General features: G+C 32.3%; 25 protein-coding genes and 4 tRNA genes. 14 read left to right on the top strand and 15 right to left on the bottom strand.

The window, feature by feature from the left end:
- Positions 1–233: 233 nt before the first annotated feature.
- The 4 genes from panB to EG242_RS10760 all read left to right on the top strand — a co-directional run bounded on the left by panB (position 234) and on the right by EG242_RS10760 (position 3,551).
- Positions 234–1,052 carry a 3-methyl-2-oxobutanoate hydroxymethyltransferase gene (gene panB, locus EG242_RS10775; protein WP_124899882.1) on the top strand — a complete coding sequence of 273 codons (819 nt, stop codon included), beginning with the start codon at positions 234–236 and terminating at the stop codon, positions 1,050–1,052.
- A gap of 146 nt (positions 1,053–1,198) precedes the next feature.
- On the top strand, positions 1,199–1,894 hold the full coding sequence (locus EG242_RS10770; RefSeq protein WP_124899884.1) for an RluA family pseudouridine synthase: 696 nt from the start codon (positions 1,199–1,201) through the stop codon (positions 1,892–1,894).
- A gap of 23 nt (positions 1,895–1,917) precedes the next feature.
- The gene (gene ypfJ, locus EG242_RS10765) at positions 1,918–2,784 is read left to right on the top strand and encodes a KPN_02809 family neutral zinc metallopeptidase (protein WP_124899881.1); all 867 of its coding nucleotides are present in this window, start codon (positions 1,918–1,920) and stop codon (positions 2,782–2,784) included.
- 20 nt (positions 2,785–2,804) lie between these two features.
- On the top strand, positions 2,805–3,551 hold the full coding sequence (locus tag EG242_RS10760; protein ID WP_124899880.1) for a hypothetical protein: 747 nt from the start codon (positions 2,805–2,807) through the stop codon (positions 3,549–3,551).
- Here the strand turns inward: EG242_RS10760 and EG242_RS10755 are convergent.
- Positions 3,548–5,086 carry a YifB family Mg chelatase-like AAA ATPase gene (locus tag EG242_RS10755; RefSeq protein ID WP_124899879.1) on the bottom strand — a complete coding sequence of 513 codons (1,539 nt, stop codon included), beginning with the start codon at positions 5,084–5,086 and terminating at the stop codon, positions 3,548–3,550. The two genes, EG242_RS10760 and EG242_RS10755, sit on opposite strands and share 4 nt — an antisense overlap.
- Before the next feature lie 130 nt (positions 5,087–5,216).
- Between EG242_RS10755 and EG242_RS10750 the strand changes: the two genes are divergently transcribed.
- The 3 genes from EG242_RS10750 to EG242_RS10740 all read left to right on the top strand — a co-directional run bounded on the left by EG242_RS10750 (position 5,217) and on the right by EG242_RS10740 (position 6,517).
- On the top strand, positions 5,217–5,792 hold the full coding sequence (locus EG242_RS10750) for a Crp/Fnr family transcriptional regulator (protein ID WP_124899878.1): 576 nt from the start codon (positions 5,217–5,219) through the stop codon (positions 5,790–5,792).
- Between the two features lie 161 nt (positions 5,793–5,953).
- On the top strand, positions 5,954–6,244 hold the full coding sequence (locus EG242_RS10745; RefSeq protein WP_235831899.1) for a DoxX family protein: 291 nt from the start codon (positions 5,954–5,956) through the stop codon (positions 6,242–6,244).
- A 3-nt stretch (positions 6,245–6,247) separates the two neighbouring features.
- Complete coding sequence (locus EG242_RS10740) at positions 6,248–6,517, top strand: hypothetical protein (protein WP_124899877.1); 270 nt, start codon at positions 6,248–6,250, stop codon at positions 6,515–6,517.
- Between the two features lie 144 nt (positions 6,518–6,661).
- Here the strand turns inward: EG242_RS10740 and EG242_RS10735 are convergent, their stop codons facing one another.
- Positions 6,662–7,144 (bottom strand): hypothetical protein, encoded by a 483-nt coding sequence (locus EG242_RS10735; RefSeq protein ID WP_203227707.1) that lies wholly within the window; start codon positions 7,142–7,144, stop codon positions 6,662–6,664.
- 195 nt (positions 7,145–7,339) lie between these two features.
- Here EG242_RS10735 and EG242_RS10730 point away from each other — a divergent pair, with 195 nt between their 5' ends.
- On the top strand, positions 7,340–9,118 hold the full coding sequence (locus EG242_RS10730) for a hypothetical protein (protein ID WP_124899876.1): 1,779 nt from the start codon (positions 7,340–7,342) through the stop codon (positions 9,116–9,118).
- 99 nt (positions 9,119–9,217) lie between these two features.
- Here EG242_RS10730 and EG242_RS10725 read toward each other — a convergent pair whose 3' ends face one another.
- From EG242_RS10725 to EG242_RS10700, 6 genes are all read right to left on the bottom strand, one after another.
- Positions 9,218–9,583, bottom strand: coding sequence for a DUF2200 domain-containing protein (locus EG242_RS10725; RefSeq protein ID WP_124899875.1), 366 nt, complete (start codon positions 9,581–9,583; stop codon positions 9,218–9,220).
- Between the two features lie 14 nt (positions 9,584–9,597).
- Complete coding sequence (locus EG242_RS10720) at positions 9,598–10,230, bottom strand: peptidylprolyl isomerase (RefSeq protein WP_124899874.1); 633 nt, start codon at positions 10,228–10,230, stop codon at positions 9,598–9,600.
- A 108-nt stretch (positions 10,231–10,338) separates the two neighbouring features.
- Positions 10,339–10,411 (bottom strand) — tRNA-Lys (locus tag EG242_RS10715).
- Between the two features lie 42 nt (positions 10,412–10,453).
- Positions 10,454–10,526 (bottom strand) — tRNA-Lys (locus tag EG242_RS10710).
- A 21-nt stretch (positions 10,527–10,547) separates the two neighbouring features.
- A tRNA-Leu gene (locus EG242_RS10705) sits at positions 10,548–10,629 on the bottom strand.
- Between the two features lie 16 nt (positions 10,630–10,645).
- Positions 10,646–10,718, bottom strand: a tRNA-Lys gene (locus tag EG242_RS10700).
- Between the two features lie 127 nt (positions 10,719–10,845).
- Here EG242_RS10700 and EG242_RS10695 point away from each other — a divergent pair.
- Positions 10,846–11,355, top strand: a complete 510-nt coding sequence (locus tag EG242_RS10695; protein WP_124899873.1) for a shikimate kinase — start codon at positions 10,846–10,848, stop codon at positions 11,353–11,355.
- Between the two features lie 53 nt (positions 11,356–11,408).
- On the top strand, positions 11,409–13,331 hold the full coding sequence (locus EG242_RS10690; RefSeq protein WP_124899872.1) for a gliding motility-associated C-terminal domain-containing protein: 1,923 nt from the start codon (positions 11,409–11,411) through the stop codon (positions 13,329–13,331).
- Positions 13,332–13,375: 44 nt separating this feature from the next.
- Here EG242_RS10690 and EG242_RS10685 read toward each other — a convergent pair whose 3' ends face one another.
- Genes EG242_RS10685 through EG242_RS10675 form a run of 3 tightly spaced genes read right to left on the bottom strand, consistent with a single transcriptional unit; the run spans position 13,376 to position 14,850 of the window.
- Positions 13,376–13,873: a phosphoribosyltransferase family protein gene (locus EG242_RS10685; protein WP_124899871.1), complete on the bottom strand. Its 498-nt coding sequence runs from the start codon at positions 13,871–13,873 to the stop codon at positions 13,376–13,378.
- Positions 13,870–14,451 carry a methyltransferase domain-containing protein gene (locus tag EG242_RS10680; RefSeq protein WP_124899870.1) on the bottom strand — a complete coding sequence of 194 codons (582 nt, stop codon included), beginning with the start codon at positions 14,449–14,451 and terminating at the stop codon, positions 13,870–13,872. The genes EG242_RS10685 and EG242_RS10680 overlap by 4 nt, the downstream gene beginning before the upstream one ends.
- A gap of 3 nt (positions 14,452–14,454) precedes the next feature.
- Positions 14,455–14,850 carry an RNA-binding S4 domain-containing protein gene (locus EG242_RS10675; RefSeq protein ID WP_124899869.1) on the bottom strand — a complete coding sequence of 132 codons (396 nt, stop codon included), beginning with the start codon at positions 14,848–14,850 and terminating at the stop codon, positions 14,455–14,457.
- 78 nt (positions 14,851–14,928) lie between these two features.
- On the opposite strand from EG242_RS10675, the gene EG242_RS10670 reads away from it, so the two are divergent.
- The 3 genes from EG242_RS10670 to EG242_RS10660 are packed head-to-tail and all read left to right on the top strand — an operon-like array spanning position 14,929 to position 16,904.
- Positions 14,929–15,885, top strand: a complete 957-nt coding sequence (locus EG242_RS10670; RefSeq protein WP_124899868.1) for an FKBP-type peptidyl-prolyl cis-trans isomerase — start codon at positions 14,929–14,931, stop codon at positions 15,883–15,885.
- Between the two features lie 50 nt (positions 15,886–15,935).
- Positions 15,936–16,274 carry a hypothetical protein gene (locus EG242_RS10665; RefSeq protein ID WP_124899867.1) on the top strand — a complete coding sequence of 113 codons (339 nt, stop codon included), beginning with the start codon at positions 15,936–15,938 and terminating at the stop codon, positions 16,272–16,274.
- Between the two features lie 18 nt (positions 16,275–16,292).
- A complete protein-coding gene (locus EG242_RS10660; RefSeq protein WP_124899866.1) occupies positions 16,293–16,904 on the top strand; it encodes a GNAT family N-acetyltransferase in 612 nt (203 codons plus the stop codon).
- Positions 16,905–16,919: 15 nt separating this feature from the next.
- Here the strand turns inward: EG242_RS10660 and EG242_RS10655 are convergent, their stop codons facing one another.
- The 4 genes from EG242_RS10655 to EG242_RS10640 form a co-directional block, all read right to left on the bottom strand.
- Positions 16,920–17,585, bottom strand: coding sequence for an MgtC/SapB family protein (locus tag EG242_RS10655; protein ID WP_124899865.1), 666 nt, complete (start codon positions 17,583–17,585; stop codon positions 16,920–16,922).
- 68 nt (positions 17,586–17,653) lie between these two features.
- Positions 17,654–19,651, bottom strand: a complete 1,998-nt coding sequence (locus tag EG242_RS10650) for a M4 family metallopeptidase (protein ID WP_124899864.1) — start codon at positions 19,649–19,651, stop codon at positions 17,654–17,656.
- Positions 19,652–19,764: 113 nt separating this feature from the next.
- Positions 19,765–20,463, bottom strand: a complete 699-nt coding sequence (locus EG242_RS10645) for an OmpA family protein (protein WP_124899863.1) — start codon at positions 20,461–20,463, stop codon at positions 19,765–19,767.
- Positions 20,464–20,477: 14 nt separating this feature from the next.
- Complete coding sequence (locus EG242_RS10640; RefSeq protein ID WP_124899862.1) at positions 20,478–20,936, bottom strand: lipocalin family protein; 459 nt, start codon at positions 20,934–20,936, stop codon at positions 20,478–20,480.
- 151 nt (positions 20,937–21,087) lie between these two features.
- Here EG242_RS10640 and htpG point away from each other — a divergent pair, with 151 nt between their 5' ends.
- Complete coding sequence (gene htpG, locus EG242_RS10635; protein ID WP_124899861.1) at positions 21,088–22,938, top strand: molecular chaperone HtpG; 1,851 nt, start codon at positions 21,088–21,090, stop codon at positions 22,936–22,938.
- The last annotated feature ends 41 nt before the right edge of the window (positions 22,939–22,979 follow it).

Here is a 22,979-nt window from a genome sequence, read left to right as displayed (position 1 = left end):
GTCAATACAATATACTGATTTTTAATCTTTTGAGCAACTTTTTCTATAATGCACTACGGGTTAGTGATATAATTTGTTTCATAATTATTTTTGCTCAAAAGTAGTGTTTATTGTAGTATTCCACAAAATTAAAGTTATTGGGTTGTAAGGATAAAACAAGAAATAATAGCTAATAACCTTTTTCTTAAACTTTTTGCCTAATTTTACCCCACTAAACAACAATTATTACAGTTATGTCAGTAGCTAAAAAAGATTATAAGATAGTGACCACCAAGTCACTTTTTGATATGAAACAAAACGGAGAAAAAATCTCTATGCTTACCGCTTATGATTACACCATGGCTAAAATTGTAGATTCTGCGGGGGTTGATGTGATTTTGGTGGGCGATTCTGCCAGTAACGTAATGGCGGGTCATGAAACTACTTTACCTATAACTTTAGATCAAATGATTTATCATGCATCATGCGTGGTGCGTGGTGTAGAGCGTGCTTTGGTAGTGGTTGATTTACCTTTTGGAACTTATCAATCGGATTCTAAAAAAGCATTAGAATCTGCCATTCGTGTAATGAAAGAAAGTGGTGCTCATGCCTTAAAATTAGAAGGTGGTAAAGAAATTAAAGAAGGAATTAAAAAGATTTTGGGTGCCGGCGTTCCTGTTATGGGACATTTAGGTTTAACACCGCAATCGATTTACAAATTCGGAACATACACCGTTAGAGCAAAAGAAGAGGAAGAAGCAGAAAAGTTGATCGAAGACGCTAAAATGTTAGAGAAAATTGGATGTTTTGCTATTGTTTTAGAAAAAATTCCTGCAACATTAGCTACAAGAGTCGCACAAGAAGTATCAATCCCTATTATTGGAATTGGAGCTGGTGGCGGCGTTGACGGTCAGGTTTTAGTAGTGCATGATATGATTGGTATGACGCATGAATTTAGTCCGAAATTTTTAAGAAGATACATGAATTTGTACGAAGATATGACCAAAGCTATCGGTCAGTATGTTGATGATGTAAAATCAAAAGACTTCCCTAATTCAACAGAGCAGTATTAATTACAATAAACCACAGATGCACAGATTTTTTATTAATCTAAATAATTTTTTTTAGCTTGATCTACAAAATAAGTTGCATCTAAAACAATTAAATGAATATCATTTTCATCTGTGCATCTGTGGTAAATTATTTATTTTCATCACTAATGAAAAGCTATTCAACAAAAGAAAATTTACAGGTTTTATACGAAGACAATCACTTAATTGTGGTAAATAAACGTGTGGGCGATATTGTGCAGGGCGATGAAACGGGAGACAAACCTTTAAGCGATGTTGTAAAAGAGTACCTAAAAGATAAATACAGCAAACCCGGAGCCGTTTTTTTAGGAGTTGTTCATAGGTTGGATCGACCAACATCGGGCATTGTGTTGTTTGCAAAAACATCAAAAGCATTAACCCGACTGAATGATTTGTTTAAAAACCGTGAAACACAGAAAACCTATTGGGCTGTTGTAAAAAATCAACCGCCGAAAGAAAGCGATACGTTAATTCACTATTTAACCCGAAATCCTAAAAACAACACCTCTAAAGCACATTTAAAAGAAGTAAAAGATAGCAAACAAGCTGTTTTAGATTATAAAATCATTCAAAAATTAAACTCTTATTTTGCGTTGGAAATCAATCTGCATACGGGTCGTCATCATCAAATCCGTTGTCAATTAACTGCTATTGGTTGCCCAATTAAAGGTGATTTAAAATATGGGTTCGATCGTAGTAATAAAGACGGTGGTATTCATTTACATGCGCGAAAATTAGTATTAAGCCACCCCGTTACAAAAGAAGAATTAAAAATAATTGCACCTGTTCCCGACGATATTATTTGGAAAAATGTAGAAAAATAGTATATTAGATTAAAATTTTAGATATGAAATGGGAAAAAAGAAAAGCAGAAGGCTTTGAAGACCGTCGCGGAATGTCTGGCGGTGGCAAAGCAATTGTTGGTGGTGGAATTATTGGTGTAGTTGCTTTACTACTAACCATGTTTGGTGGAGAAACGGGTCAGGTAATAGGTACTATTTTAAACCAAACACAAGGCACTACTCAATCGTCTGAGCAAGTGCAAACACGAGAATTATCAGACGAAGAAATAACTTTAGGGCAGTTTACAGAAGCTAATTTTGATTATAATCATATAACTTGGACTGAAATTTTTAAAGAAAACGGTCAAAAGTATCAAAAACCAGGAATGGTTTTGTTTGATGATGGCGTAAATACAGCATGTGGATCTGCAACATCAGCGGCGGGACCATTTTACTGTCCAGCTGACCAAAAAGTATATATGGATTTACGTTTTTTTGAACAATTACGTACCCGTTTTGGAGCAAAAGGTGGCGATTTTGCTATTGCGTATGTAATTGCACATGAAGTTGGGCATCATGTACAAACAATAGTTGGTACCAATCAACAAGTTCGTCAGGCACAACAAAAAACAGATAAAGCCGGTGCAAATAAACTATCTGTAGCACAAGAACTACAAGCCGATTTTTATGCAGGCGTTTGGGCTAGCCGTAACAAAGAAAAACTTGATGCTGGCGATATTGATGAAGCTATAAGTGCTGCACAAGCTGTTGGTGACGATGCTATTCAAAGCAAAATGCAAGGACACGTTCAACCCGAAACATTTACACATGGAACTTCGGCAGAACGCAAAGCTTGGTTCATGAAAGGTTTTAATTCTGGTGATATTAATCAAGGAGATATAGAAACTATTTATAACAGTATTAGATACTAAAATAGCTAACTATTAAAAAAATGCTTCGTATTTTTGCGAAGCATTTTTATTTATATATGAGTTACGAAATCGATCAAATAAAATTATCCGAACGTATAATTGCTATCGCTAAAAAAGTATCAATCACTGCAGGTTTGTATATTTTTCTTACGTTTATCATTGTTTTGGTTATATATTCGTTTGGGTTAATTGCTGTAATTGGTTCACCAGATGAATTAATAAAAATGTCTAACCAAAAAAATTTAGATCAATTTATGGTAGCCAACGCTACCCCGTTACTTATTTTAAATACTGTTGTTACAATTGCTTTGCACTATTTTTTAGGCGGTATTTATGGAATGATTAAAAAAGTAGAAACACAACCTTACGCAACACTTGGTAATGCTTTTGGAACTATTTTTAGCAAAGAAGGCTTAAAAGTATTAAACGTTATCATTTTATTGCAACTTATAACTACAACCGCTTCTTATTTTTTAGATTTTGCTGGATTTGCGTTAGTAGGTTTAGGCATAAGCATACTATTACAATTTTTAACGTATTTTACAATCCCCGCAATTTATATCGATGGTTTAAGTATTAGAAAAAGTATTGATTTAAGTGTAAAAACAGTTAATCAAAAACCAGCATTTTTATTCTTTTTCATTGCCTTTGCCTATTTTTTATCTTTTATAGGAATACTATTTTTTGGGTTAGGAATCATCTTAACACTACCGTTAAATTACATTGTTGCTTACAGTTTGTACACTCACATAAAAGAACAAGTTTAGTTATTTGTCCACAAATCACGATCTAAACTTCTATATTGAATAGCCTCTGCAATATGCTGGGGTTTTATTTTTTCGGCAGCTTCTAAATCAGCAATTGTTCTAGCAACTTTTAAAATTCGATCGTACGCACGAGCCGATAAATTCAGCTTCTCCATTGCTGTTTGCAGCAGATTTAGCGAAGTTTCATCTAACTCACAGAAAATAGAAATTAGTTTTGTAGGCATTTGTGCGTTGTAATGAATTCCGTGATATTCACTAAATCTTTGTGATTGAAAGGTTCTTGCTTTTATGACACGTTTTCGTATGTCATCACTTTTTTCGGCTGTTGATTTATCTGCCAGTTTTTCAAACGGAACAGGGTTTACTTCAATGTGAAGGTCGATTCGATCCAATAAAGGTCCCGAAATTTTGTTCAAATATCGATTCATTTCCATAGATGAAGACTGACTTAAACCTTTATCGTTCATAAAATATCCACTTGGACTAGGATTCATACTTGCTACCAGCATAAAAGATGAAGGGTACGAAACCGTGAATTTTGCCCGAGAAATAGTTACTTCGCGATCTTCTAAAGGCTGACGCATTACTTCTAACACTTCGCGCTTAAACTCAGGTAATTCGTCTAAAAACAACACACCATTGTGTGCCAAAGAAATTTCACCAGGTTGCGGATAACTTCCGCCACCAACCAAGGAAACACTAGAAGCAGTATGATGCGGTGCTCTAAACGGTCTTTTCTTTATCAACCCTACATTTTGCGCTTTGCCTACCACACTGTGAATCTTGGTGGTTTCTAAAGATTCCTCAACCGTCATTGGTGGCAAAATACTTGGTAATCTTTTAGCTAGCATGGTTTTTCCAGAACCGGGCGGACCAATCAAAAGAATATTATGTCCGCCTGCTGCTGCAATTTCCAAAGCACGTTTAATGTTCTCCTGCCCTTTTACCTCGGCAAAATCTAATAACGAAAAATCGCTGGCAACATCAAACAAATCTTCCTCTTGAAGTTCAACGGTTTTAAGCAGCGTTTTCTCTTCAAAATGACTGATTAAATCGGCAATATTATCAACCGCATAAACATTCAACCCGTGAACAATAGCAGCTTCTTGTACATTTTGTTTAGGTAAAAATATATCGGTAAATCCATCATTTTTTGCCTGAATTGCAATTGGTAAAGCTCCTTTTATTGGTTGAACAGATCCGTCTAACGACAATTCACCCATAATCATACAATGAGTAAAATCGGTCTTTTTTAACTGACCCGATGCTGCCAAAATACCAATAGCCAAAGGCAAATCGTAGGCAGATCCTTCTTTACGCAAATCGGCAGGTGCCATATTTATTGTAATTTTTTTTCCAGGCAAATTATAACCAATATTAGACAATGCCGCAGCAATACGGTAACTTGATTCTTTTACAGCATTATCTGGCAAACCAACCAAATGATAGCCAATACCTTTGTCAATATTTACTTCAATAGTAATTGTAGTAGCATCAATCCCAAAAACGGCACTACCAAAAACTTTAACCAACATACCTATTTTATTTTCTATTCTAAATATAATGAATTAAATACTTAAACAGCAAAAAAATTAAATATTATAGAATTCTAAAGTGAAATATTAATTGGTTTTTTTATATTTATTTTAAAATTTATTAGAATTTATGTTGGATATTTTTCAGTCAATTTATCAGCACCCTCTATTTAAAGAGAATGATTTACACGTTATTGCACAAGCGCACAAAAAGGTAGAATTACCAAAAGGCAGTTATATTTTTAAAGAAGGCGAAACTGCCAATGAATACTATTTACTTGAAAAAGGAATTGTACGTGCTTTTGTTTTAGACTATAATAATAACGAAATTACAACCGAACTTTTTACTGATAATGAAATTGTAATTGTTCCAGCATCACTATTTCAACGCCAGCCTTCACAAGAAACGGTACAAACAATAACCGATTGTGTTTTATGGAAAATTGATTTTCAAGACTTTCAAAATTTATTTACCTCGCATCCAGGTTTTTCAGAATGGGGGCGTTTGTGGTTTACCTTTCAGCTTTTTTCTTTAAAACAAAAATCGCTTGATATGGTCACCCAAACAGCATCAAACCGCTATTTAAAGCTTTTAAAAGATAAGCCACAACTTGTACAAAACACTCCACTAAAACACATTGCTTCTTATTTAGGTATTACCGATACATCTTTAAGTAGAATTAGAAAAGAAGTTTTAAAAATATAACTCAACAATAATTTTCTTGCCAAAAGACAAGAAATAAAAGGTACGAAATCGGCTACATTTGGTTAAGATAAAACTTAAACCATGAAAATTGTAAAAACAATCTTTTTTGTATTATTTGCCTTAATGATGATTAATACAGGTATTGATAAATTTTTCATTACATGCCCATGCCTGAAATGCCGGCAGAAATGATAAAAATTAACGAAGCTATGATGACTTTAAAATGGATTTTACCTTTGGTTGCAACCATTGAAATTCTTTCAGGAATTTTAGTATTAATTCCAAAAACAAGAGCATTAGGTGCGGTAATGATTTTTCCTGTAATGATTGGTATTCTATGTCACAACGCTACTTTTATGCCCGAAGGTTTAATTATTGCAGGTGTGTTTTTCTTAATTAACATCTGGATGCTTGTTGACAATAAAGAAAAAATCAAACATTTAATTAGCTAAGTTATGAACAAACCAAAATCACAAAAATTAGAGATCGTTATTCCTGCATTTCGTGGACACAGTCAAAGCTTTTTAATGGTTCTTAAAGATATTTCAGAAGAAGATGCGCTAAAAAGAATTGAAGGTAGAACGAATCATATTATTTGGATGGTTGGAAATTTTCTGGATATGCGTTACGCAATGGGAAATGTTTTAGGATTAACAGACGTATTCCCATACAAAGACTTTTTCTTTCAAGGAAAAGCTTTAGACGAAAGTTTGATCTTAATATGAACTATTAATTTTACAAAAGGCGATTTTTAAACGAAATGAAATAAACTAAATTTCTACTGAAATTACCCTGTTATTTACTAATACAGCAAAAAAGGTGAGCTTTTAAGGCTCACTTTTTTTATTGATTACTACTTTTTAAAACAACTACATGACACTAAAATGGCGAAATAAATATCCGCCGCCAATTCCTATCGAAATAAAAAAATGTCCCTGATTAAGTGGCATTACATAATCATGCCCTACTTTAATTGTAAACGGAAAAGCTTCCATGTAAACATGCGGACTAACCCGAAACTGATTATTGAATTCTTTATTAAAATCGAACAAATAACCGGTTATAACACCTGCAGAAACATTGTAAGATTTATATTTATCATCAATCAAAAAATACATTGCCGTAAACTGCGGCTGTAAACCCGACGGTGCTTTTGCGTTTGGTGTAGTATAATCTAACCCAAAAGCAAAATCGTAGGGTTTGTATTTGTCAAACAGTACAGGAATATTAAATGATGCCTGAAACATTGTTGCTTTATCATATTTTGCACCTACACTAAAAACCTGAGCTTTAACTGATTGATTGCAAATCAAAACAAGAAACACACCAATTATTTTCGCTATAAATCTCATATTATTTATCATTGATTTGCTATTAAGTTATTTATTAATATACGGTGCTTTCTTTAAATCGACAATTTATTCAAAAATACGCATTTTGAACTGTTAAAAGATCAAATTGCAACTGTGATATGGTATTTACAATGATTTTTATCAGTATTTGAAACGATTTTTATTTAAAACTTCGCAACAATAAAAATCATTTTCATGAAAATACCCAACATACATACTTTTCACATTCCCGTTATGGGGCTTGCTTATACCATTGATACGCCGATTCTTGTAGCGCATTACGGAATTTCGTCTGTTATTTCGGTGATGGATGACGAGCTTATCGAACAAATGAACCGTTTGTACACCAAAAAATTCCAGCTTCCTTACAAGGAAATCAGTAAAAAGGCAGAAGATTTTAGAGCCCAAAGAATAACTTCGTACCTGAATACATTGGATACCATTGTTAAACAGAAATTTGAACATTTAAAAGATCAATTGATTAAAAACAAAGAAGTCGTAAAAAACTACATCGATCTTTTACCAAATACTTCAGAAATCAGAGAAAATCTGCGAAAGCATTTGGAAGGCAGCGAACCGCTTACAAAATTAAAAGCTTTTTTAGACCAGCACCTTACTCCAGGATCAATCGATGTTAATATTATGACCAAAGTAGATCGTGAAACGTACGAAAATAAAGAACCTCGACCGGCAATTTATAACGATGCACATTCTGCTTTGCGCGGTTTTGCAAAAAGTACGGTTAATGCTTCGGTAATTTTGTCGGCAGGAATGAATCCTAGATTATTTGGTTATTTTGAAAGCTTTGATGTTTTCTTTCCTGATGAACAAAATCAGCTTCAAAAAAAGATTATTTTAAAGGTAAGCGATTACCGTTCTGCATTTATACAAGGAAGTTTCTTGGCAAAAAAAGGGTTGTGGGTTTCGGAATATCGAATAGAATCTGGACTTAACTGCGGCGGGCACGCTTTTGCTACAGACGGTTTTCTTATGGGAACTATTTTAGAAGAATTCAAACAAAAACGCGAAGAGCTTACACTTTCCATGCACGAATTATTCTGCAAGGCTTTAGAACAAAAAGGAAGACACGTTCCGCAACAGCCTTTAAACATTAAAATTACTGCGCAAGGCGGGGTTGGTACAGCTTTAGAACACGATTTTCTTTTAGCGCATTATCAGTTAGATGCCGTTGGTTGGGGATCGCCGTTTTTACTGGTTCCCGAAGCAACCTCAACAGACGAGGCTACAAGAAATCTATTAGCATTGGCTAAAGAAGACGATTTGTATTTAAGCACTATTTCTCCGTTAGGCATTCCGTTTAACAATATAAAAGGCACAACCAATGAATTTATAAAACAGGAACGAATTGCCAACAATAAAGAAGGAAGCTCCTGTCCGCGAAAATATCTGGCATTAAACAAAAAATATTCAGAAGAAGGTCTTTGTACGGCATCGCGAAAATATCAGCAGAAAGCATTGGCAGAATTATTTGATTTGAATTTAAGTGCTGAAGATTATAAGCAACATTTTGCAGAAATTACCGAAAAAGCTTGTTTGTGTGTAGGTTTGGCAAATGCTGCTTTAATGGATCATGAATTGCCTGTAAAAGGCGAACAGCAAGGCGTTGTAATTTGTCCCGGACCAAATATTGCGTATTTTAACAAAGAAACGTCGTTAAAACAAATGGTGAATCATATTTATGGTCGGGAAAATATCATTGATGTTGAAGACAGACCGCATGTGTTTATTAAGGAATTAAAAATGTATTTAGATCATTACAAAAAAGAACAAAAAATTGCCAAAATTGAACAATCTGATCTTAAAATGAAAAAACAGGAGAAATTCCGTAAAAATTTGTTAGATGGAATTGCCTATTATAAAGATCTTTTTAAAAACGACACTTTTTATTTCACGAATGAAACCAACCTAATTATAACCCAATTACAAGTTGCCGAAAACGAATTAAACATGTAATTACGATCGCTTAAATTTAAAAAGGTTGATACAAAAAGTACCAACCTTTATATTTTTGTTAAGTTTATTAGCTTAATGACACTATAAGTTATACAATTTTCACGAATTTCTTAGAATTTTTTCCATTGCTTTACCTTTGGCTAATTCATCAACCAGCTTATCTAAATATCGGGCTTTTTTTGTTAATTGGTTTTCAATGTCTTCAATTCTATATCCGCAAATAGTTCCTTTAATTAAAGGAGCGTTTGTGTTTAAATTGGCGCGCTGAAAAAAAGTTTCAAACGTAACTTTCTCTTCCATAAGTTTTATTAATTCTTTTTCATTAAATCCTGTAAGCCATTCAATAACTTGGTGTAATTCATCAACAGTTCGCCCTTTTTTTTCAACTTTAGCTACGTAATGTGGATATACCGATGCAAATATCATTTTTGCAATTCTATCATTATGTTTATCTGTTTCTTTCATTTTAGCTTAATAAATTAAATTTCGGTAATTTCAAATATGATTTTCTCTAATGGATAATCCTTTTCATTGGCTTGTACTTTGCTTATTTTTAAGAGAACTTCCAATCCTTCATAAACTTCACCAAACACCGTATAATCATTATCTAACCTTGGTAAACCGCCATTTTTAAGATATATTTCTCTTTGATTTTCTGAAAATTTAATTCCTTTTTTTAGTTCCAACGCATTTAATTCTTCGTTAGTAACAATTTTACCAACCACAAAATAAATTTGATTTAAAAAAGAAGCTTTAGCATCATTTTCATCTCTACCGGCACCAAGAGCACCCATTTTATGAAAAGCGCGAGAATCGAATTCTGCTGGCAACCTATAACGTTTGCTGGGCTGCAGTGCTTTTTCTTGTTCTGCAATATCCACATCATGTGCGCCACCTTGTACTACAAAATTTTCAATAACTCTGTTAAACAATGCGTCATGGTACATTTTATTTTTTACTGCATTTAAAATTAACTGTTGATGTTTAGGGGTAAAATCGTAAAGCAGCACCTTAAAATTGCCTTTATTTGTTTTAAACAACAATTTATGTGTTTGCGCTAAAGCATTGAAAGTACCTAAAAAAATAAATAAAATAACCAACCATATTTTCATAGTTTAAAGATAACTATTTATGCTTTATAATGGTATTGTACCTTTAAATTATTAAGTGAAGAAAATAAAAAAAGGGATAAATCTAATAATTAGACGTATCCCTAGAAGTGACCCGACTGGGGCTCGAACCCAGGACCCCAACATTAAAAGTGTTGTGCTCTACCAACTGAGCTATCGAGTCTAAAACTTTAAAAGTTTATGGTATTTTCAATATGTAATTTAGTGACCCGACTGGGGCTCGAACCCAGGACCCCAACATTAAAAGTGTTGTGCTCTACCAACTGAGCTATCGAGTCAATAATATTTTCGACTTTTTGTGACCACAATGGGAGTCGAACCCATACGCTTTTCAGCACCACCCCCTCAAGATGGCGAGTCTACCAATTCCTCCACGCGGTCTGTAAACTTCTTTTTGTGACCCGACTGGGGCTCGAACCCAGGACCCCAACATTAAAAGTGTTGTGCTCTACCAACTGAGCTATCGAGTCTTAATTACTAACGTAATTGCGGGTGCAAATATAGTATACTTTTTTAATAATTTACTCATATATTTTATATAATTTTAATGTTTTTTAGAAACAAAAACTTAATCAACTAACAAACACTAATTTAAGAATGAAAAAAATTATCTTGGTTGGATATATGGGAAGCGGTAAGACAACAATTGGCTTAAAACTTCACCAAAAGTTGAATATAGAATTTATTGATTTAGATCAATTCATAGAAGAAAAAGAAGGTTTAAAGGTTGCCGATATTTTTAAACTTAAAGGCGAAGTTTATTTCAGAAAGCAAGAAAATATTTGGTTTAACTCACTTATAAATGAAAATAAACCATTAATAATTAGTTTAGGCGGTGGTACACCTTGTTATGCAAACAATCATTTGCTTTTACAAAACAACAATGTGGAATCATTTTACTTAAAAGCAAGTGTGGCAACTTTAACAAGCAGATTAATGCATGAAACAAACCGACCTTTATTAAAAAATGTTACCGATTTCCCTACTTTTATAGCTCAACATTTATTTGAACGTGCCTTTTACTATAATTTTTGTAAATATAAAATAGATGTTAATAACAAAGACCTTGATACTATTTGCAACGAAATTTTAGTAAAAACTCAATAAAAAATTAATACTATTGTTTTTTTAATTATATTTATAGTTAAAAAAATTACTATATGAAATATATTTTTACACATCTACTTTTATTGCTAGGTTTTAATGTATGTTTTGGGCAGGCTATAAATCCAATACACATCATTAATTTATGTTCTAACCAAACCGTACAAGGCACCACGCCTACTACAAATGCGTACAATAATTTACTTACACCTTGTAGTACCTTACCTTTATCTACTGCAATCACTTTTTATTATGTAGAAATTGAGTCTGGGTCAACATTTACCTTCACGGTATCGCCTAACGCACAAGTAGATTTTGATTTTGCTTCATGGTTAAATCCTAATTTATCAAATTTAGGTCCTGGCGATAGGGGTTCGCAAAACACTATTGTTGGCATTAACACAATGGATATAGGTTTATCTTTATTAGAACCTGTTCAACTATGTGAAACTGCTGGTTCTGCCCCACCTAATACTGGTGTTATTCCTGGTATGGTTCGTTGGTACGATGTTGTGCCGGGAGATGGTATTTTAATAGCTGTAGACCATTGGGAAAGTTCGGTTGTTAGTTATGATTTATCTTTTGGTGGCGATGCCGTTCTAAATTGTACAGTAATTGGTAAAACCTACGAAGTTTGCGATTGGGATAAAGACGGAAAAGAAACCTTTGACTTAGATATTATAAAAGATGAAATAAATAATATTAACAAAACATTTACAATAGACTTTTTTGAATCGTCTGTAGATGCAAATAACTTATTTTCAACAAATACTTTACCTTCATTATACGATGTATCGGTAGATGAAAGTCCAAAAACAGTTTATGCCCGTTTTAAAAGAGCAAATGGTCTATTAGCACGTGTTACCGAAATTACTTTTATTGTAAATGAAGTAGCAAAACTTCCTGAACAAGATTTAGAATTAGAATTTTGTGATTTCGATCAAACTAAAGATGAGTATTTTAATTTAACTGATATTGAAAGAATTATTAATCCGCTAAACAATACAAAACCTGAATACAAATACTACGAAAACAGAATAGACGCAGAAGAAAACAACACCAATAACATAACAAATATTACCAATTACTTATCGCGAACTAAAACCATTTACATTCAAATTACAATAAACGGTAAATGCCCAATTGTGGTTCCTTTAAGATTGAAAGTTGATACTTTGGGATTCCCTCCAAAAATTATTGATTATTCTGAATTTTGTGCAGAAGAAACTGCCGATGGATTGGTTTATGATTTAGAAAAATCTATTGATTATTTTATTGGCGACGAACCTAAAGATCAATATTCATTTACTTTTTACGAAACTAGAACAGATGCCATAAATAAAACCAATGAAATTGCACAACCAAAAAGTTATAAAGTATTGTATGGCAGTCAAGAAACCGCATATCTTAGAATAGAGAATGAAAAAGAATGCTTTATAATATCTGAATTAAAACTTGATTCTAAACGAAGAATTAAAATAGACGATATGTACAATTTTAATTGCGATCCTTACATTTTAAAGCCACTTCCGCTGGGATATAACTATTTTACCGAACCTAACGGTCAAGGAAAACGTTTAAGTGCATTTTCTGCAGATGCTATTATTTATGGTAAACGAACCATTTATATATTCGGGAATAGTGCTTTTGTAGATGACGAATATCCCGATTTTAATAAATGCACCTATGAAACAGCATTCACGGTTTACAACAACGATTGTCAAGTACCAAGAGGTATTTCACCAAACGGCGATGGTTTTAACGACAATTGGGATTTAACACCATTTGGCGTAGTAAAGTTAGAAATATTTAATCGTATGGGTAATTTGGTTTATAGTTACGGCATGGGATATACCAACCAATGGAACGGACAAACTACAAACGGAGCCCGATTGCCTTCTGGTACATACTTTTATAGCTTTAACTCTATAAATGGTATTAAAACCGGCTGGGTAGAAGTACTATACGAAACAAGATAACTTGCAACAAAAAACCTCAAACGTTAATGTTTGAGGTTTTTTGTTTAGCTTAAATAAGCATACTCTTCGGTATCGCTAAAAACAACTTGTATATGTTCTAAACTTGAAGTAGATAATGAAATACCTTTAAAATCTGCTTTTACAGGATACTTTTTATGACTTCTGTCTATTAAAACTGCGGTTTTAAATTTCTTTAAAGGAACTTCTAAAAAGTACTTAACACCATAAACCAATGTTGCTCCAGAATTCATAACGTCATCAACCAAAACAATTGCTTTATTTTCATAATCGGTTTTAAGTAAATCGGTTTTAATCTCTTGCAACGGATTTTGTTTGTTTATTTCAACTTTTCCTAAAACTACTTTTATATTTGAAATTTTTGAAACTTCATCACTTATTTTCTGTGCAAAAACATATCCGCTGTTAGCAATTCCGGCAATTACAATTTCAGTTTCATCTACAAAAGTTTCGTATATCTGATATGCAATACGCTTGGTTATTTGCTGTATTTGTTGTTGAGTTAATATAATATTTTGTATCATTTTTTATTGAATATAATAAACAGTTCGTTGTTTAATCTTGGTTTTATTGAATTGTAACAAGGTTCTAAGGTTTTAAATACGAAATTATCTGAAAATAAATCTCGATACTCTTCAATCCTTCCACCAAACGGCGGACCTTGCTCTGTTAATGGAAACGAAAATAAAACACCCGCCAATGTGCCATTTCCTTTTAACAAATTATTCATTTTAGTTGCATACAAAGGTCTTAATTCTGGATTTAATGCACAAAAAAATGTTTGTTCTATAATTAAATCGTATTCATTATCATGTTTAAAGAAATCATCAACTATTAATTGATCTTCAGGAAAATCGGGATTATTTTTTTTAAAATTTGCAATAGGCTCTTCAGAAATATCTAACCCATACACATTTTTAAAACCGTTAGCATACAAATATTGTAATTCGTAACCGTTACCAACACCAGGAATTAAAATTTTTAATTCCTTTTTAGTCAGTTGATCTACATACTCTTTAATTGGTGTTGTAATATTGCCTGCATCCCATGGAATATTATTCTGTAAGTATCTATTGGTCCAAAACTTTTCGTTTAATTCCATAATTTACTCTTTAAAATTGGTTTCGTCAACTATTTCATCATCTAAATAATCATCCATGTCTCTACGATCTTTTTTGGTTGGACGCCCATCACCTTTTAATCGGTAATGATCTTTTGCCAATTTTAAAAGTTCTAAATGTTCAAAAGCCTCGGCAGGTGTATCATCTTTTCGGTACATATCCACTAACTTAGCTCCTACGCGGTTCGCAGGAATATCTAAAACCACATATTGATAATTTATTTGATCTTTACGAACTTGTATTTTATCTCCCGCAAACACATCTCTAGAAGCCTTAGCTTGCTGATTATTAACAGAAACATGACCTTTTTTAACTGCTTCGGTTGCAATGCTACTTGTTTTAAAAATCCTAATACACCACAAATATTTATCTATGCGCATGCTAAAATTATAATTTTGGGTTAATTTTCAAACAAAAATAAATGAAAATTGTATCTTGCACCATTAATTATAAGTTAAATGAAAAGATTTTTTACATCGGCTATAATTTGTGGTAGTTCTTTACTGCTTTGGAATTGTAAACCAGATGATAATACTGCTGAAATAGTAGATCGCGACAGACAAGAAGTTTTCAATGAAAACATTAAAGAAATTGAAACGTTTTTAAAGACAAATAGTGTTGAAGTACTAGAAGATGGTGTAAGTTTTGAAACTGTTGCTTCTGAAGCTAATAATTCTATTTGGAAACAAACCGACTATCCTTTACAGTCTGTAGCTTTAAAAAACCTTCCTTACCACACCACTAGTCAAGGTTTAACAAAAACAAACGACAATGTAGAATATACCGTTTATTATTTAATTTTAAATGAAGGCGGTGGTGAAACACCAATGATTCACGACAACGTTTTTACATCGTACACAGGTTATAATTTTGATAAAACAATTTTTGATACTTATAAGTTTGGATTTTGGAGTGCCTATCCAGCATTTTCAACATATAGCGAAAATATTCCTGGATACACCCAAATACTTCAAAAAATAAAAACAGCCGCAAGTATTATTGATAATGGTGACGGAACGTACACGTATGATAATCCGGGGAGAGTTTTGGTATTTATTCCTTCTGGATTAGGGTATTTTGCCAGTCCCGCAGGATCTATTGGGGCTTATAAACCAATTATTTTCGATATAAAATTAATCCTTTCAAAAGAAGTAGATCATGATAACGATGGTATTTTGGATAAATACGAAGATGTAAACGGGAACGGCGATTTATGGGACGATGATACAGACGGTGACGGAAAGCCTAATTTTATAGACGTAGATGATGATGGTGACGGTTACACAACTCGTGAAGAAATAACCTATATTGATGAAGAAAATGGCGAGTCAGTTAAAAAACTGTATGCTTTTGATGATATACCAACTTGCCCGGGAGGTTCAATAAAAAAACATCTTGATAAAAGTTGTCATTAATAAAATACTAAAACCTGTTTAAAGCAGGTTTTTTTTTATAAAATAAAGATATGAGTTCTTCAAACATAGAAAATTTAATTCAAAAAGATTTAGATACGCTTCTTTACCATAAAAGTTTAAAAGGTGAAATTTCGGTTAACATTGCTATTGAAATTGCAGCTTATGTTGCAGCTAAGTTTTTAAGGATTATATTTGCAAAAAATAAAGAAATTTTACCCCAAGAATTAAATGGTGTTTTTGGCATTATTAGTAACATTTACAAAGTTATTTTTAATGATCAATTAGAACTGAGTGATTATCAAAAAATAAGTACTATGGCATTAGATTTTTTAAAAGATGCTGATTTTGACTCTAACTGTAAAAATTTCTTTAATAATATAATTCAATAAGTTTCACGATACTATTTAATGATTAATTTCGATTTTAACGAAGATTACATCTTAGAAAATGATTCTGTAAGATTAGAGCCTTTATCTGCAAAACATTATGAGGAATTGTTAGAATACACACTGAATGAACCTGAAATATGGGAATATTCTATGGTGAAATGTGACACGCCCGAAAATTTAAACAAATACATAGGTATAGCTATTCAAAAAAGAATCGATCAGAAAGAATATACCTTTGCCGTTTACGATAAAAAGAAACAAAAATTTGTTGGTGCCACTCGTTATTGCGACATTTATTTAGACAGTAACAGATTGCAAATGGGCTATACTTGGTACGGCAAACAACATCAAGGAACTGGTGTTAACAAACATTGCAAATGGTTGCTATTAGAGTTTGCTTTTGAAAAAATGCAAATGGTTCGTGTTGAGTTTAGGGCATATACAGAAAATTTACGCAGTATTAATGCCCTACTTAGTATTGGTTGCGCTGTAGACGGCGTATTACGTAGTAATGCTATTTGTCCTAAAACAGGTGTACGAAGAGATACTATGGTTTTAAGTATTTTAAACAACGAATGGAATGATACCGTAAAACAAATGCTTATAAGTAAGATTAGTGCACAAGGCTAAACGCAATTGGTTTATTTACATTTTAAAACTACTTATAAATTTATTGTACACAAGATAATCTTCAAGTTCGTTTATTTTTTTGGTTAAAACTTTACATTCATAAATAAGGATAATAGTATCTATATCTTCTTCCATTTGACGTAATTCTATTCTTTTACAAAAATGGTTTATATTGGTTTCTATTTCTGCTCTTGAAGTATAATCTTTTTTATTTATATGGATATGAATGTTTTTTAAAGAAATCATGGTTAGTAATTTTTTATTGATGAATCCACCTAAATGAATAATAAAAAAACTACAACCCAAAAATGTAAAGGCAGTATAAAATTGCCCAAAACCAATACTCATGCCAATAGCTGCAGAAATCCAAATAATGCTAGCTGTAGTTAAACCATTTATAGTAAAACCATCTTTAAAAATTACACCTGCACCTAAAAATCCAATACCACTTACAACATAAGAGGCTATTCTAGTTGCATCTTCAGATTCGCCCATTCCCAATTTGTAGGATAGCAAAGTAAAAAGAGTACTTCCCAAACAAATTAAAGTTATGGTTCTAAAACCTGCAGCTTTATCTTTAAGCTCACGTTCTGCACCCAATATCATACCTACCAAAAGCGATGTTACTGCCTTTAGTAAATCAAGTGCTTCCCAATGATCTGTAGCTATATTAAAATCCATATACTATAAATTAAAAAGGTTAACGAAAAACCGTTAACCTTAATTTACTTAAAAATATTAAATTTTATTTATTTAATCATTAATTTATGAGAATATTCTCCTTTAGTAGATTTAAATTTTAAAATATACATTCCTGTTTTATATTGTGCCACGTTAATGGTACTTTGTTCTACTAAAATCATTGGAGCCATAACTTTTTTACCTGTCAAATCAAACATTTCAACCGTTGTTTCAGTATCTAAATTTGATTCAATAGTAACAATTTCTCCATTTGTTGGGTTAGGGTATACTTTTAACTTAGATTGCATTTCGTAGTTTTTTGTAGACGCAGGCGCATCGCCAATTCCCACAGCATACCATGCGTTTACCACTTGTTCCCATTCATTAGAATTTGCACCATATAAAATTATTGCGGCAGTAATTGTTGCGTTATAGGCATCTAAATAGGTCGCTGTTGTTGGTAAACCGCTTGTTAAAGCCTTATAAGCAATTTGTTCTGCTTTTTGAATTGTTATTGGATTTACATAATAGTTATTACCTAAATCGTTAATTCCCATTCCACCTACACTTAATAGGTAAAACCAATGATTACCCACTCCGCTGTTAATGTGCACACCTCCATAATCGTTTGATGGATTTGGATTGGTTGTTGTATTTTGCCAATAATTACCTTTATAAGTATTTGGTTGGCGAGGTGCACCTACAGAGGTTGGCGTGTATTTTGGATCACTCATGCTTCTTAAATGACCGGGTGTAACATTATTTTTAAAAACCCCCTCTCCAATTGTCCAGTTAGGATTGTCATTTACATAAAATTCAATAGCCGTTCCAAACATATCTGCAAAAGATTCATTTAAAGCACCCGATTCGTTTTGATAATCTAACCCACCGTTACCATTTCTGCTAACAACCATATGTGAAAATTCATGACCAGCAATATCTAAACTTACCACTGGATTCATAAGAGATCCGCCTCTGCCATAAAACATTCCATTATAAGTTTCGTTGTTAAAAACTTCATCAAACGCACCAGCATTTTCATGTGTTCCTAGAAAATTTCCTGCGTTATAATAATTATTTATTGCATGACCATTACCATCAAAACTAGTGCGATTATGAATATTTTTATAATATTCATACGTTTGTATCATAGCCCAATGAACTTCTACAGCAGGTTTTGTATTATTGGCTGTAAAATTAGCTGTTGTGCTAGAATATTCAGAAAAACCAGAGAATGTACCGTCATTGTTTAAATTACCATTCAACTGTGAACCATTTACTGTTTTAATTTTCCGTGCATTGTCTAACAACCTATAGCCTCCGCTGTAAGAATCGACCGTAATGTTTTTATTTCCTCTAAAAAAAGTGGCACTCACACTTGGTGTATCGGCTTTAAAAACTTTATTTTCTTGAGATATTATTTCACCCGTTTTGGCATCAATTACATAATTTATACTTTTTAAAGGTGTAAGGGCAGTTAAGTTTATTTTATGAACTAATCGTATATCTAATGTATTTTCGGTAGTTTCACTTTTAAAAATATAAGTTTCTATAGCTGTTTCTTTAACATTTTCCTTTCTACCAAATTCGTCATAAGCTATGCTTCTAACTTTATCTTCCCCTATTTTTGTAAGTACAGATAAGTCTTCAACCTTAATTAATTGACCATTAACATATTGTACTTTATCTTGTTTTGCATGAACAAAAATTAAATCTCCATGAACCTTTACATTTTTATAATAATGCTGATACGTAGTATGGTTATAACCTGTTGCAGAATCAAACTGTTCATTTATCACTTCAAAATGATGCTCTTTATCTAAACTAAAATAGGCATTAAAATCTTTTGTAAAGGCTATTTTAGAAATCGGGGTTTTAGTAAAATCAACTAAAAAAGATCCTAACTTATTTTTAAAAAAAGGCTTTGGTAATTCTTGGTTTAAATTACTAGGGTAAGAAGAGTTGTTATTCACCGCAAAAGTATGGATACTTGGGGTAGCTATTAAAACACTAGCTAAAATTAAACGTACAACATTTTTTTTTAAAGGAAGATGGGTATTGTTCATTACTTATGTTTACAATTTGTTATTAACGCACGAAGTTAATAATTAATTTATTGTAAATAAAAAAACAGAGTTAGTTATTAACTCTGTTTTTGGATAATATTATATTTTGTTATTTAGTAACGTGCTGCTTCTTTTTGAGCATCTTGTACCATATCTTCATTTGCAACAATTGCAAATTCAACTCTACGGTTTTTTGCTTGTCCTTCTTTTGTATCGTTTGATGCAATTGGATCTGCTTCGCCCATACCTTGAGAAGTGATTCTTTTAGCTCCAATACCTTTCGATCCCATATAAGCTTTTACAGCATTTGCACGACTACGTGATAATTTCATGTTATACTCATCTTTACCTACACTGTCTGTGTATCCGTAAATCATGATTTGTGTTTTAGGATTTTGTTTAAAAACTTTTACAATTTTATCTAAGTTAGATGTTGCAGTAGATGTTAATTCAGCAGAATCAAAATTAAAGTTAACCGTATTTTCGTTTAATACAACTTTAATACCTTCACCAACTCTTTCTACTGTTGCACCAGGTATAGCATTTTCAATTTCTTGTGCTTGTTTATCCATGTTTTTACCAATGATTGCACCTGCTGTACCACCAATAACACCACCTAAAACAGCACCTAATGCACTATTGTTTTTGCTTCCTACATTATTTCCTAACACACCACCTAAAACGGCACCTGCTGTAGCACCAACAACAGCAGCTTTTTGCGTATTATTTGCGTTTTTAACCGTATTACAACCAGTTAAAAAAGATCCTGCTAAAAGTGCAGTACTTAATACATATACATTTAATTTTTTCATAACTTAATTATTTTCTATTTGTTGTTTTTTACGAATGAATATACAATTGTTGTCTCTGTTGAATTGTCAATTAATTCAAAATTGTTGTCTGTAATGTTCGATACTGTTAAATTATAACCTGTAGTAATATGCTTAGCTTTATCATCACCAATAAATTTAAGGTTGAACGATGTATCTTGCTTAATATTCCAAATAATTTTAGAATTGTATTGTGGACAATTACTAGAACTATTGTTTAATGTAACGGTTCCCGAATTATTGTTAGATACAAATTTCCATTGGCTACCTTCAAAACATTTTGCATCGGCAACATTGAAAGATGTAACTTTGTATCCCGACGGATAATTAACATTTGTTAATGTCCACTCACCTTTTAATTTAATTTGTGTTGGCACATCGTTTTTAGTGTTCGTAGATGTTTTACACGAAAACATTGCTAACGATAAAATTCCTATTGCTAAGACCTTTTTCATAATTAAAATATTTTATAATTCAAAATTAACAAAATTTGTGCCTTAATTTAATTTTGCACATTTTTTTTTATGTCTTTTTGTCATATTTTTCAGTTTGGTATCTATTTTGACTATTCACCAACTGAAATAACCCTTAAATTTAGTACAAAATATGACATCAGGTAAAATAAATGTAACGGTTGAAAATATTTTTCCGTTAATTAAAAAATTTTTATACAGCGATCACGAAATTTTTTTACGTGAGTTAATAAGCAACGCTACCGATGCAACTTTAAAGCTAAAACACTTAACATCTATTGGTGAAGCAGCGGTTGAATACGGCAACCCAAAGATAGAAGTTAAGATTAACAAAGAAAACAAAACTTTGCATATTATTGACCAAGGTATTGGTATGACAGGCGAAGAAGTTGAAAAATACATTAACCAAGTTGCTTTTTCTGGAGCCGAAGAATTTTTAGACAAGTATAAAGATTCTGCAAAAGATTCAGGAATTATTGGTCATTTTGGCTTAGGATTTTACTCTGCCTTTATGGTTGCAAGTAAAGTGGAAATCATTACAAAATCGTACAAAGACGAACCTGCGGTACATTGGACATGTGACGGATCGCCGGAATTCACTTTGGAGCCATCAAACAAAACCGATCGCGGAACTGAAATTATCCTTCATATTGCCGATGATTCTACCGAATTTTTAGAAGATCATAAAATTCAAGAATTACTTAACAAATACAACAAATTCATGCCGGTTCCTATTAAATTTGGAACTAAAACGGAAAAAGAAGGCGATAATGAAATTGAAGTTGATGCAATTATCAACAATCCAAACCCGGCGTGGACAAAGAAACCAAGCGATTTATCAGACGAAGATTATAAAATTTTTTACCGCGAATTGTATCCAATGCAGTTCGATGATCCTTTGTTTCATATTCATTTAAATGTAGATCATCCTTTTAATTTAACTGGAATTCTATATTTCCCTAAATTGTCAGGCGATTTAAATATTCAAAAAGATAAAATTCAATTATACCAAAATCAGGTTTTTGTAACTGATAATGTAGAGGGAATTGTTCCTGAATTTTTAACAATGTTGAAAGGTGTGATTGATTCGCCGGATATCCCGTTAAACGTGTCACGTTCCTATTTACAGGCTGATGGAAATGTTAAGAAAATAGCAAACTACATCACAAGAAAAGTTGCCGATAAACTAAAATCGTTATTCAACGAAGACCGTGCTGCTTTTGAACAAAAATGGAACGATATTAAAATTGTTCTGGAATACGGTATGTTGAGTGAAGATAAATTCTACGAAAAATCAAAAGATTTTGTTTTGTACCCAACTGTTGATAATGCTTTTTATACTTGGGATGAGTTAAAAGAGAAAGCAAAGATTAACCAAACAAACAAAGACGGCAAAACGGTACTTTTATACACATCTAACAAAGATGCGCAACACAGCTACATTGCCAATGCAAAAGCAAAAGGTTATGAAGTTTTGTTGTTAGATTCGCCAATTGTATCGCACTTAATTCAAAAATTGGAAATGGACAATCAAGACGTTACTTTTTCTCGTGTTGATTCGGATTCTATTGATAATTTAATTAAGAAAGATGAAGAAGTTATATCGAAATTAAGCGAAACAGAAACTACGCAGTTAAAAGAGTTTATTGAAACTACTATTGCAAATAAAAGTTATAATATACAAACCGAAGCTTTAGACAGCACTGCAGCACCCTTTATGATTACGCAACCAGAATTTATGCGCCGTATGAAAGAAATGCAGGCAATGGGTGGCAACACCATGTTTGGTAGTTTCCCAGATTCGTACAACTTAATTGTTAATACAAATTCTGAAATTGCTTCGAAAATTTTAAACGAAAGTAACGAAGAAACAAAAGACAATTTAGTTAAACAAGCGTTAGATTTAGCAAAACTAGCGCAAGGTTTACTTAAAGGTGAAGAATTAACTGCTTTTGTAAAACGAAATTTTGAAAGTATTAAATAACAAAAAAGGAGCTTAAAAGCTCCTTTTTTTTATGATATTAA

The organism is Paenimyroides viscosum (assembly GCF_003858535.1).
In the GTDB taxonomy this organism is placed as follows: domain Bacteria; phylum Bacteroidota; class Bacteroidia; order Flavobacteriales; family Flavobacteriaceae; genus Flavobacterium; species Flavobacterium viscosum.
This window is presented reverse-complemented; position numbering and strand designations above follow the sequence as displayed.

Coding starts and splice junctions, on each gene's coding strand:
- EG242_RS10755 (WP_124899879.1), bottom strand. CDS start 5,086: ATGTTGGTTAAAGTTTTTGGTAGTGCCGTTTTTGGGATTGATGCTACT.
- EG242_RS10670 (WP_124899868.1), top strand. CDS start 14,929: ATGAAAAGATTTTTTACATCGGCTATAATTTGTGGTAGTTCTTTACTG.
- EG242_RS10660 (WP_124899866.1), top strand. CDS start 16,293: ATGATTAATTTCGATTTTAACGAAGATTACATCTTAGAAAATGATTCT.
- EG242_RS10745 (WP_235831899.1), top strand. CDS start 5,954: ATGCCCATGCCTGAAATGCCGGCAGAAATGATAAAAATTAACGAAGCT.
- EG242_RS10735 (WP_203227707.1), bottom strand. CDS start 7,144: ATGAGATTTATAGCGAAAATAATTGGTGTGTTTCTTGTTTTGATTTGC.
- EG242_RS10640 (WP_124899862.1), bottom strand. CDS start 20,936: ATGAAAAAGGTCTTAGCAATAGGAATTTTATCGTTAGCAATGTTTTCG.
- EG242_RS10720 (WP_124899874.1), bottom strand. CDS start 10,230: ATGAAAATATGGTTGGTTATTTTATTTATTTTTTTAGGTACTTTCAAT.
- EG242_RS10750 (WP_124899878.1), top strand. CDS start 5,217: ATGTTGGATATTTTTCAGTCAATTTATCAGCACCCTCTATTTAAAGAG.
- EG242_RS10685 (WP_124899871.1), bottom strand. CDS start 13,873: ATGATACAAAATATTATATTAACTCAACAACAAATACAGCAAATAACC.
- EG242_RS10730 (WP_124899876.1), top strand. CDS start 7,340: ATGAAAATACCCAACATACATACTTTTCACATTCCCGTTATGGGGCTT.
- EG242_RS10655 (WP_124899865.1), bottom strand. CDS start 17,585: ATGGATTTTAATATAGCTACAGATCATTGGGAAGCACTTGATTTACTA.
- EG242_RS10650 (WP_124899864.1), bottom strand. CDS start 19,651: ATGAACAATACCCATCTTCCTTTAAAAAAAAATGTTGTACGTTTAATT.
- panB (WP_124899882.1), top strand. CDS start 234: ATGTCAGTAGCTAAAAAAGATTATAAGATAGTGACCACCAAGTCACTT.
- EG242_RS10760 (WP_124899880.1), top strand. CDS start 2,805: ATGCTTCGTATTTTTGCGAAGCATTTTTATTTATATATGAGTTACGAA.
- EG242_RS10690 (WP_124899872.1), top strand. CDS start 11,409: ATGAAATATATTTTTACACATCTACTTTTATTGCTAGGTTTTAATGTA.
- EG242_RS10740 (WP_124899877.1), top strand. CDS start 6,248: ATGAACAAACCAAAATCACAAAAATTAGAGATCGTTATTCCTGCATTT.
- EG242_RS10695 (WP_124899873.1), top strand. CDS start 10,846: ATGAAAAAAATTATCTTGGTTGGATATATGGGAAGCGGTAAGACAACA.
- EG242_RS10680 (WP_124899870.1), bottom strand. CDS start 14,451: ATGGAATTAAACGAAAAGTTTTGGACCAATAGATACTTACAGAATAAT.
- EG242_RS10725 (WP_124899875.1), bottom strand. CDS start 9,583: ATGAAAGAAACAGATAAACATAATGATAGAATTGCAAAAATGATATTT.
- EG242_RS10770 (WP_124899884.1), top strand. CDS start 1,199: ATGAAAAGCTATTCAACAAAAGAAAATTTACAGGTTTTATACGAAGAC.
- EG242_RS10675 (WP_124899869.1), bottom strand. CDS start 14,850: ATGCGCATAGATAAATATTTGTGGTGTATTAGGATTTTTAAAACAAGT.
- htpG (WP_124899861.1), top strand. CDS start 21,088: ATGACATCAGGTAAAATAAATGTAACGGTTGAAAATATTTTTCCGTTA.
- EG242_RS10645 (WP_124899863.1), bottom strand. CDS start 20,463: ATGAAAAAATTAAATGTATATGTATTAAGTACTGCACTTTTAGCAGGA.
- ypfJ (WP_124899881.1), top strand. CDS start 1,918: ATGAAATGGGAAAAAAGAAAAGCAGAAGGCTTTGAAGACCGTCGCGGA.
- EG242_RS10665 (WP_124899867.1), top strand. CDS start 15,936: ATGAGTTCTTCAAACATAGAAAATTTAATTCAAAAAGATTTAGATACG.